At 60.8% G+C, this 11065-nt stretch carries 3 protein-coding genes; 2 read left to right on the forward strand and 1 reads right to left on the reverse strand.

The genetic code is table 11. The features are described 5' to 3' along the window. Window positions 1–4: 4 nt before the first annotated feature. Window positions 5–6331, reverse strand: a complete 6327-nt coding sequence (locus HMPREF3145_RS04715) for a DEAD/DEAH box helicase (RefSeq protein WP_070422109.1) — start codon at window positions 6329–6331, stop codon at window positions 5–7. 220 nt (window positions 6332–6551) lie between these two features. Between HMPREF3145_RS04715 and HMPREF3145_RS11470 the strand changes: the two genes are divergently transcribed. Together HMPREF3145_RS11470 and HMPREF3145_RS04725 are read left to right on the forward strand one after the other, a co-directional pair. Continuing rightward, a complete protein-coding gene (locus HMPREF3145_RS11470; protein WP_083279389.1) occupies window positions 6552–7604 on the forward strand; it encodes a DNA cytosine methyltransferase in 1053 nt (350 codons plus the stop codon). Window positions 7605–7619: 15 nt separating this feature from the next. After that, entirely contained in the window at window positions 7620–9704 is a 2085-nt protein-coding gene (locus HMPREF3145_RS04725) for an ATP-binding protein (protein ID WP_070422097.1), read from the forward strand. Window positions 9705–11065: the final 1361 nt, after the last annotated feature.

Raw genomic sequence — 11065 nt, forward strand, 5'->3', positions numbered from 1 at the left:
GGTGTTACTCCTTACCCAGCAGCGCGGCCGGGATCGTCTCTGCCGAGAGTGTATCGGGGTACAGTAGCGTCCAGCCTTGCTCGCGAAGCTTGGCTTCGGCACCCGCGTAGGAGGCGTCCTGCCCGATCAGCAGCGCAATGCGCAGTTCGGTCCAGGACACGGCGGTCGGGATGGAGCCGATTTCCTCGCCGATCTCCTCGGTCGGCGGCGCGCCCGCGTCCACGAGGGTGCGCAGCGCGGCGGCAACGTCGGCTTCGTCTTCGAACTCTTCGATCGCTTCGGCCCACAGCCCACTGACCGCGGCCTCGACGGCACTTTGCTTCTCGACGTCCTCCGGTTGCCCAACGCCCACAGCATCCCCGTCGCCAACGTCGACCGTGACGGTGTTGTTGGCCAGCCACACGATGTTGGCGAAGCGCAGGAAGTCGCGCCAGTTGTCTTCGGTGATGGAGCCGGGCGTGAGAGCGCTGACAAGCAATCGTTGCAGCACCATCTCTTCGCCTACCTTGGCGGCGTCGAAGTGGATCTCGTTGCGGAACGTCAGGCGCGCCCCGCCCGGGATGCGCGAGGGCACCACGGAGGTGCTGAGCATCTGCAGCAGGGCTTTGTCCATCAGCGCGTACGAGGACCGTTCCGGCTCCGCCAGGTAGGTCAGCAGCTGCGTGATGGGGGAGGCCTTCAAAAACGCGATTTCGTTGTTGCCGATGCCATTCATGGCGCGCGTGCGCTTCTCCGCTTTTTCGCTGACCCACGCCGGTGCGGCCTCGCCGAACGTCGTCTCCCGTGCAAACCAATCCAGGCCGGCGTCGGTGACGTTCCACGGCAGGATCTGCTTGTCGCCGAAGTGCAGACTGTTGCGTTTGTGTATGTCGGTGGGGAAGCGGTAGTACTGCGCGCTGAAGTGGAACGCGGCACCGTCGGTGTAGACAGCCACTGAGCGCAGCAACGGGTTGCGGCGGTGCTGGAACAGGAAGTCCGGGCGCGTGTAGCCGTAGTCCACCTGCTCGCGCATTCTCCACTCCTCACCGGTGGCGAACGTGATGTGCCACTCCACGCCGCCGGCGTTGGGGATGTCCTTGACCGTCGCATTGCGAGCCTCGAGCGCGTCGCGCATCATCTCGCGGAAGCGGACCTCCAGGTTGGAGGACTGGTCCAGCTGCGGGGCCTCCGTCTGCGGGGTCCACTGCACCGACAGCGGATCCAGGTCCTGGGCGGGGTGGTCCTGGTTGCTCAGGATCGCGCGCAGGGCGCGCTCGGCGGCGGCGCGGGAGGTGACCTCGACGTGCTGGAAGTTCGTGTACGGCAGCAGGCAGTCCGGGCACGCGAGGCGCTCGTCCGCAGCGCAGTCGCAGTCCCGCACCTTGGTGAAGGCGCGTTCGAGGAGCCTGCGGACGTCCTCAGGCGAGGCGAACTGTGAGAGGTACCCGGTGCCGCCCGGCACGTTGTCGTGCATGAGCAGGGCCTCGACCGTCTTGCCGGTGGCGTCCGGCACGCGCACCGTGACCACGTTGAGGTGGTCCGGGTCGCCGCCGAGGACCTCCTTGAAGCCCAGCTTGATCGCGGCGGTCAGGCTCGGGATGGTCGCCTTGTCGCCCGCGGTCAGTTGCACCGGCACGTGCAGCAGCACGCCCTGGGTCTGCAGCGTGCGGCCCAGCGCGACCGTGACGGACTCTTCCTCGCGGGCGGTACGCTTCGGGCACCACGGCCTGTGGTCCCACTTCGAGTTCGCGCCCTTCTGCGAGTCCAGGTGCCCGCAGTAGTTGCACACGGTGAACAGGGGAGCGTCAATCTCTTTACCCGCCAACATCTTCTTCGTGGCGGGGCCGCGGCCCAGATTGAACCAGTTCAAGTTCACGTACCGCAGGTACTCCGCGCCGAAGCCCTGGGAGAGGAACCACTTGCCGCCGTGACCGCCGTCTGGCACGGAGAAGCTCAGTGCGGTGTGGAAGAACATGGTGAAGCGGTCTTCGTGTGAGCCGTCGATGGTCGCGCGCGCACGGTCCACCTCGGCGGAGACACGGCGCATGCGCACCGTCTCCACAATCTGGCCCTTGTCCGCGAACGCGCCCGCACCACAGACCGGGCACGCGCCCGGCGCAGTACCGGTGACCACTTTCTCGCCGTAGGAGCATTCCGGGCACAGACGCCACTGCTCCACGTCCGCGCCACCCGCGCCGAGCTCGACGGCGTCCACCGTGGCGGCGATGCCGCGGGCGTAGAACGTGTTGCCCGGCGCGAGTTCCGTCAGCGCGGAGGACACGCCGCGGGAGAGCTCGAAGGTCTCCGGGTCGATCTGCATCGACGACGGGTTGAGCTGGGAAACCACCACGGCCAGCTCCACGGAGTCATCCAACAGCGTGAAGTTGGGCAGCAGCCCGTAGCGCTCCATGGAGCTGATCCAGAAATCGTCGAGCAGGATCTCGTTGTAGTCGCGCCCGGCGCGCCGCCACGCCGCCCGGGTGCTGCGCTTTTCGCGCTCCAGTTCCGGGTCGGCGTTCTCGGTGCCCGCGTTGGGGTCGACCTTGGCCTCGAGCTCCTTCAACCTGTCCGCCAACGTGTCCCAGCGCGCCTGCAGCTCGGACTTCTCCGCCTCCCACAGCAAGCGGGTGCGCTCGAGCTCGCCGAGCAGCGAGTCCGGGCCCTGACCGCATGCCCACTCGCGCACGCCGTCCACGGTTGCATCGTCCACGTGGCCGTCCTCAACCGTGGCCAAAAACGCATCCACACGAGATGCAACCCCGGCCGCGATCTCCTCACTGAGCACTTGCACTAGCGACGTCTTACGGCTACTGAACACGTCCTGCGCGTGCGCCACCTGCAACCCATTGGCAGCAAACGCCATTGTGTCCACCAGGTACGCGGTCGTCTGCCTGCGCAGGATCTCGGTGGCGGAGAGGAACGCCGCCGGCGGCACCACGGCACCCGCGATCACAGACAGCGGCTGGTTCAGCTTCGGCAGCATCGTGCCGCGGCCCTGCACGAACGCGAGCACCAGCGAGTTGCCGGTCAGGCGCCCGGCGCGGCCCACGCGCTGCACGTACGAGGACACAGACGTAGGCAGCGACGCGAGCATGACCGTGGACAGGTCGCCGATATCGATACCCATCTCCAGCGTCGGCGTGGCCACCAGCACGTTCGGCGCGTTCGGCGCCTCGTCGTCGGTGCCGCGGAACGCTCGCTCCAGCGCCAGCCGCTCCTCCTTGGGAATCAGGCCGGTGTGCTCGCGCGCCACCACCGCGCGCGGGGTGGTGGAGGTGTACAGCCGCGAGTAGTAGTTCTGCTCGATGCCTTCCGCTGCAAGCTCGCCGAGGCAGCCGGGCGTCGGGCACGGCAGCCCGGCGAGCAAGGAGCGGGTTTGCCTGTCCGCGCCCAAGGGTCCCCGGCACACCCCACAGTGCAACATCTCGGCTGCGTCCTCGTGGCGCACCACCACGCTCTCCGGCGCAAGCGCGTAGATGGTGCCGCCGGAGTTGGTGGACACCGCTTGCACCGCGCCCTCGCGGGCGAGCACCTTGAACACGTTGGTGAGCACGTTCGTGGCGTCGTGGGTGGAGATCCCCAGCACCTTCGACGTCCACCGCGCGTACCGCCCGCGCGGGCTGCCCAGGGGAGTGATGCCACGGTCCTTGTCATCCAACGCGGTCCCCGAGCGCGGGAACTCAGGCGCTCCGCCCTTGGGGAAGGTCGGCATGCCGTGCGCTTTGGCAAAGCGGTTGTGCAGGCGCCACGAGTTCGCGTCGTCCTGCAGGTAGGTCTTCAACATCGGCGAGTACACGCCGCCACGGTCGCGCACCTGCTCCAGCAGGCCCCGCAGCCAGCGCAGCCGAAGCTCCGGCGAGCCGGCGTCCGCGACCTCGAACAGGGCCTCGTCCACGTGCTGCAGCGCCTCCTCGGCAGCCGCAAGCAGGACCTCATCGTCCACCTGCACCGACGGCACCAGCGCACCCGTGGACACCAACGAGCGCGGCAGGTGCGCACGCTGCCCGAATTCGAGCGCCGCATCAAGCCCCAGGCGGTGCAGCGCAGCAGTGGTGGCCTCTCGACGAGCCGCGGTATCAGCGTCCTTCGCCCAAAACGGCGTGAACGTGGTGGTCTCCGCAACCTCCGGCGGCAGCAGTTCAAAGCGCGCACGCGCCGGGTCCGCGGCCTCGTCCGCTCGCTCCAGAATCCGCAGCGGCATCTGCGCGAGCGACACCTCGTCGTCGCCGACGACGCTGCGCATCAGCGTACGGACGCCAAACGCGCGCGCCCTGGACTGCACGAAGCCCGCGCGGTGCGCCGCGTCCTGCACGGAGTCCGCGAACACCAGCGTCTTCTTCTCATTCTGCTCCAGCGACGGCATGCCGAACAGGTTGGACAGCCCCACCGACAAAAGCGTGGCCACGCGCGAGCCGATGTAGCGGATGGCATCCGCCTCGCCGCACGACGGGCACGTCTGCTCGCGCGCGAGCTCCTCGGCGTTGAGCCCCGTGTACGTGAGCACCGGCACGGAGCGGCCCTCGGCGAGCTCTTCCTCGCTGGGCTCGGTACGCGACAGCATGCGGGATTCGGTGTGGAACCACATCAGCGCGCGGTTGCCGTCTTCGTCGCCCAGCTGGGTCAGCTCCAGGTGGTTCTTCACGGCTTCGCGGTGCTCAGCAGTGGCATCAATCAAGGGGCGCACAAGCTCAGGCTTATCGACGCTCGCCTTCCGGATCTCCGACCCATTCAGCACCACCGCATCCGTACCCGGCTCGAGTGCCGTCATCCACCCGGCGCGACCGCACGAGCGGCAGTACGTGGCCGGCAGCCACACGCCGGTGTTGTCGCCGCCGAGCTGGCCGTCGTCCGCGAACCGGAACGTCTCGCCGTCCTCGGTGGGTGTCACAGCACGCTCGATGCGGGAAACCTCGCGCACCCACAGGTGCGTTTCCACACCTGGCAGGCGCTTGCCGCCAAAGCCGAACTCCTCACCCGCGAGCGCGCGGATCTGCGCTACAGCGGTGAGTAGGTGGGTGACAAACTCCCGCGCAGTGGTCTCGCCCAGGGTGCGCACTACTATCGGGTCGAACATCGCCTCCGGCAGCGACTTGCCGCCCTCGCCCTCACGGCGGATCAGAGACTTCGCCGGGTTCGCTGTGCTGAGGAGCTTCTCAGTCAGCGGGTGCACCGCGTACGCGGCGATGGTGGTCTTCAGGTCCGCACCAGCGTCCACGCCCCACAGCTGCGTGCGGAACACGTCCAGCACCACATCGGCGTGGTCACGGCCGGAGGCGTCGCCAGCAATCGCGTCCACGATGCCGCGCAGCTGGTCAATGTCGGGGGAGAGGGGAGCGGCGTGCGCGCCGAACGTCTGCGCGATCTCGTCCGTCCACTCCGCGTACGTCAGCGTCTTCTCGCCCACCAGCGCATCCGGGGTGAACGTCTCGCCGAAGATGGTCTCAGCGAAGTCGAGCACCTTTTGTGTGTCGTCCTTGCCACCGAGGGTTGCCGACGTCGCTACCGGTGTGACCTGCCCCAGCGGGTTCGGCGCGTACTCGGCTGCGAAGCCTTCCGGTTGGTGCTGCTTGAGCATGAGCCCTAATCGACGCAGCAACAGCGCCACGTCCGTACCCTGCGCACCGTCGTAGGTGTGGAACTCATCCAACACCAGGTACTGCAGCGAGGTTGCCGAGCGCTTCCAGATCTCCCGGTCCGCCTCCCGCAACAGCAGCTGGTCCAGCATCTTGTAGTTGGTGAGCAGGATGTCCGGCGGATCCTGGCGGATCTGGTCACGGTCGTTAATCAACGAATCCTTCGTGACCCTCTTGACGCTGCCTGTCGCCTCACCCGTGAAGATTCCGGCAGTGACACCAGCAAGAGCCGGCTCGTTGGTGATCAGCTTGGCCAGACGATCCGCCTGGTCATTCGCCAGCGCGTTCATCGGGTACAGCAGCAGCGCCTTTGTGCCGCGCTGCCCCTCAGCGCGAGCCCGCGCCGCGTGGTCCAGCACCGGGTACAGGAAGGACTCCGTCTTACCGGAGCCGGTCCCCGTGATCACCAGCGTCGGCTCCGGATGCCGCACCCCCTGCTCATCCCTGCTACGCAGCCTGCGGAACGCCTCCGCCTGGTGGTGGTACGGCGTAAACCAGTCGGGCATCCAATCCAGGATCCCATCCCACCCGATCGCGCGTGCATACGGCAACCGCGTGCGCACGTACGGACCGTGGAACATGCCCCGCTCCGTGTCCTCCAGAAACGCCTTCAGCGCGTTGGACGTCTCCGGGTTCGCAAGCGAGAACGCAGTTGCAAGATACTCGGACACGCCCCCGAGGACGTGCTCCGATGCGTGGACGGGGATGAGGGTAGACACGCCCAAAGTGTAGCCATCCTAAAAGATCGCTGAGCTATGTTACCTCGACCTTGTTCGAGAAGGAAGGAGACCGAATGGAAAATGCTCTTGAGAAATCACCTAGTTGAGAAGATCACATACCCTCTAGGGACTAGGATCACCGAGGCCAACTCAACTCGAGGCACGGTGCCGAAGATGAAACTTCTGACTACTCGCGTACGATAGTGTTTAATCAATCGCTATGAAAGTTCGCGGCGTAGATCTCTTCTGCGGAGTGGGTGGCCTGACTTGTGGGATGCGGTCAGCCGGGATCCAAGTTGTGGCGGGTTACGACATTGATCGCCACAGTAAGTTTGCATATGAGACGAATAATCCAGGTTCTACATTCAACCTTAAAGATGTGGCGGAGATCGCATCCGGAGAGCTTCGCTCCCTTTATCCAAGCGACACTGACATCCGAGTACTCATGGGCTGCGCTCCCTGCCAGCCGTTTTCCACTTACAACCGACTTCCGATTGACGCACCGGCTAAAAGTTCCAAAATGTATCTTTTGGAACATTTTGCGGACCACGTTATGGATTTGCGCCCCGAGATTGTCTCGATGGAGAACGTCCCAAATTTGGCCCAACAACAAGTATTTAAGAAATTCATAGATCTCCTGGAACAACTTGGCTATCACCTAAACTGGGGATCTGTAAATACCGCCATTTATGGAGTGCCGCAATCACGCAAGCGTTTGGTCTTACTGGCATCTCGTCTCGGCCCAATTTCACTCCCTCCCGCCACTCACTCCCTCAGCGATGTTGTGACGGTAAGGGATACGATCGGGCATCTCGCCCCGCTTGAAGCTGGTCAAACTCATCATATTGATAATTTGCACCGTTCCCGGGCCTTGAGTGACATAAACCTTCAGCGCATTCGCGCATCAAAACCGGGCGGAACTTGGAGAGATTGGCCAGCAACACTTCTACCGAACGCCTACAAAAAGCCTTCAGGGAAAAGCTATACATCGGTATACGGTCGGATGCAGTGGGATAGGCTGTCGCCGACCATCACTACACAATTTATCGGCTACGGATCCGGAAGGTTTGGTCATCCCGAACAGGATCGCGCTCTAAGCTTGCGCGAGGGCGCTTTACTTCAAACTTTCCCCGAGGACTATCACTTCGTGCCTCCTGAAATAGGTACCAATTACCACTCACAGCCAGTTGCAATCCAGATAGGTAACGCGGTACCACCGAAACTGGGACAAGTCCTAGGGCACGCAATTGTGTCTCATACCGAGGAAATCTAAGGCTATGCTTGCTTCATGCCCAAACAGCAAGTGATTGAATTTTACACGGCTAACACAGCTGCCACTCACCTCGGTCGTCAGCTTTACACGAGCTCCCCATCCGCTCTGGCCGAGTTAGTCGCCAACTCCTACGATGCCTATGCTGAAAATATCTGGATCGAACTGAATAGCAAGCAGATTGTAATTGCGGATGACGGTGTCGGGCTGTCTCTGGCGGATATCAGGTCACAGTATGCGAGTATTGGGCAAGCTAAGAAAGATTTCGAACCTCCGCTTGGTAAACCAAAGCGGAATCCAATGGGGAAGAAAGGAATTGGCAAACTCGCCGCTTTCAGCCTTGGGGATCAATACACCGTCTTCACCAAGACCCAGAAAGACGAGAAATGGATCACTTTTACGCTCTCGTATTCTCAAATGGTGGATGAGAGCAATGCTGTCAAATACGAGACTGAGGCCTCTGAACTCAACTCTCTTCCAGAGGAGCTATCGCACCATCAACTAACTTCTGGCTTCGTAGTAGTCATTAATAACCTTCGCAGGGCAACCACGCAAGCGACTACTAAGTATCTGGAAACTCAGCTCACCCGTAGATTCTCACTGCGGAATTCGAACGTAAATGTATTTGTTAACACCAATAAAGTTGATTTAAGTCCAGCAGACCTACTATATGAGCACGTACGCGCTCTAAATTATATCGGCTATAGCGAGGAAGAAGTTGAAGAACTCTTTCCGCATGCCACTGATAGGCAACTGTACCGCCCTTCCAGAAACAACTCGCGTACCTCCATTCAAGACGTGGAGCGACTGAAAGAAAAAGGTGTCAAGGCTTGGCTCGGAGTCATTGATCAACCGCAACGCCTTACAGACCTAGGAATGGGCAACCTTCTTGTTTACATTAACGGAAAGGTCGCTGATGAAGACTTGTTGAAATCCAGACGTTCAGCACAGATGGGTGGACGATACATCACCGGCGAGATGACCGCCGATTTTCTCAACGAACAATCGGAAGACCCTATCACTTCATCGCGACAGGGCCTGGACCAATCTGACCCTGAAGTCGAAAAACTGGTGGAACTCGCGGAAGCGATGCAAAATCGAGCCATTGATCAATGGAACAAACTCAAAGAGTCGGATGCTCGCGAGAATCTCCCGGATCTAGTTAAGAAAGATAAAAAATATAGCACTTGGGAGAACGGACTCTCGACGGCACAAAGATCGTTCAACAGTAAGTTGTTGCGCCTCATGGGCAGCTTCGAAGACTTCGAAAACGAAGACTGGATGAGCGATGAAGAGAAGGTCACCTTCATCAATAGCGTAACAACATTGGTGGAGAGCCTCGAACTCAAGGAAATTTCACATGAGCTCCCTAACGGGGTAAGCGACGAGCGTAGCGTATTAACCTTGGTAACCAAGTACTTGGGGAATGTGGCGCGCCAAGACAGATGGCAGATGGCCGACGCAGCGGCAAAGCGTTTGAACGCGATCGAACGGCTTCAAACGTTAGTGGATAAGAAAAGTGAGGTAGAGAAGGCTTTCGAGGAATGTCTGTTCGAGAACCCTTGGCTCCTAAACCCCTTTTGGAATCGTTCGACCAAATCGGAAGAGGAAATCAGAATAACAAAACAGCATTTCACCGAAATCCGCAATGAGACTTCAGACGAGCATAAACGTGGGTACATTGACATTTTCGTCGAGATTGCCGAACAGGATCTACCCGTTGTTGTGGAGTTAAAACGTCACGATGGCAAGGGACACTCAAGCCGGTCTAAAATTACCCAGTCAGCGATCACCGATCAGGTAAATCGCTACCGCAAGGGCCTCTTCAACCGATTACCGGCCACTAAGCGGAGCGGCAGAACTTGGGCGAATATTAGTGCAATATTCGTGGCGCCGACATCTGCAATTCAGACTGACAGTGAATACTACGGTGTTGATCCCACAGAGATTGAGCAGTTGGCCGCGGTGGGTATTCTGGTAACAACCTATGAGGAGCTCCTAAACAACGCTCGGTCAGTTTATCGCGAATTCTTTAATGCGCAGAGTCAAAACAAGGAGCTACCGTACTTCCGTTTCAACGTAAAAGACGAAGAATCCGACTAGTCTGCGAAGCAAAACCTTATCCACCCAGCTCTTGTACATTCTAGCTCCACTTTCCAGTTGGTCCCTCTAAACCCGCTCACAACCGCAAGTACGCCTTCCCGGTCTAACCGGCCGCACCGGTACTCGCACACCGACTTCACACCCAACTGCGGATGCGTCCACGTCCGATCCGCCACCGGCAACTCAGCAGCGTCTTTCAGTTTCGCGTCAACTTTCGTAATCTGTTTCGGCACCTTCCGACCATTCGCAGCTATCTCCACCTGCGCAGCACGCCGCTCCTCATTGCTATGCAAAGGCGTATCGGCTTCCTTGGTTCCCCCACCACCATCCCGCTACAACTGGATCTGTACGCGGGGCTTCAAAGAAGCCCAGTTGTGCATTTGCTGTTGCGACCGGCTATTTGGTAGCAGTGTCGTGACTATCCGGTAGCGCTTCAGTGAGCATCCGGTAGCGGCTCTAATTGCATGGGGTGATGGTTGCTGTATCCGCTTCATTCGGGTGGGGCGCGTTCCGGATGGAGTCCGCTGATGAAAATGGTGGTACGCCGCGGAAGCCTCCACGGTCGGCCCGACTCTTCGGCAGCTACTTGAGCCAAGTCCGGCTGCAGTTCATCTCGCTTCAGGAGCGGCCCAAGCCCGTTCTTGATGCCTGTCGATTCGGAGGGTAGTTGATACCGCGATTCCGCGTAGTTGGTACCTGTGCTCCGCGTACTCGGTACTGCAGGGCTCCGCTGTCTCGATACCAGGCCGACAACAGTGGTGATGGGACATTCTGGGCAGCCTGGGGCCCGAGCACTCTCAGCGCCAAAGAGTCACTGCCCCGTTGTGTTGCGGGCAGTTGCGAATATCGCTGACGGAAAGCCGGTTGCAACATAGCGGCCACCGAATCCGCATAGAAGTCTTCACCATGCGCAAAGACACCGCCTCAGTAGGCTGCTCACACGACTAATAGATGCAACCGGGGCCGTGCAGTCGGCCCGGCTCCGCTGTCCAGGTACCAACCAGTACCGAGCCTTCGGAGCGCCGGAATCAAATCCGCCCCTGACAACGAGGCCATTCTTGAATCCTTGACCGGCTTGTCGCCGGTGCCGAGCCCAGGTTGAGCCTCCGCTACCGGATACTCACTGAAGCGCTACCAGATACTCACCACACCGCTACCATTTCAGTCTTCTGAACATTTGCCTCACACTCTGTGCCACGCTCCGTCCCGATGAGTTAATCCTGGACCAAGTAGTCACCCCACCACCCCCTCAAATCGCGCATACGCTTCCCGCATATCCGCCTCCCGGTCCAGCTGCCTAAACGGGTACTCGTACACGTACTCCACACCCGACTGCGGATGCGTCCACGTCCGATCCGCCA

The sequence above is a fragment of the Corynebacterium sp. HMSC05C01 genome, from assembly GCF_001807155.1.
GTDB lineage: Bacteria > Actinomycetota > Actinomycetes > Mycobacteriales > Mycobacteriaceae > Corynebacterium > Corynebacterium coyleae.

Excerpts from the sequence above, each read along its gene's own strand:
- HMPREF3145_RS11470 (WP_083279389.1), top strand. The coding sequence starts at position 6,552 with ATGAAAGTTCGCGGCGTAGATCTCTTCTGCGGAGTGGGTGGCCTGACT.
- HMPREF3145_RS04725 (WP_070422097.1), top strand. The coding sequence starts at position 7,620 with ATGCCCAAACAGCAAGTGATTGAATTTTACACGGCTAACACAGCTGCC.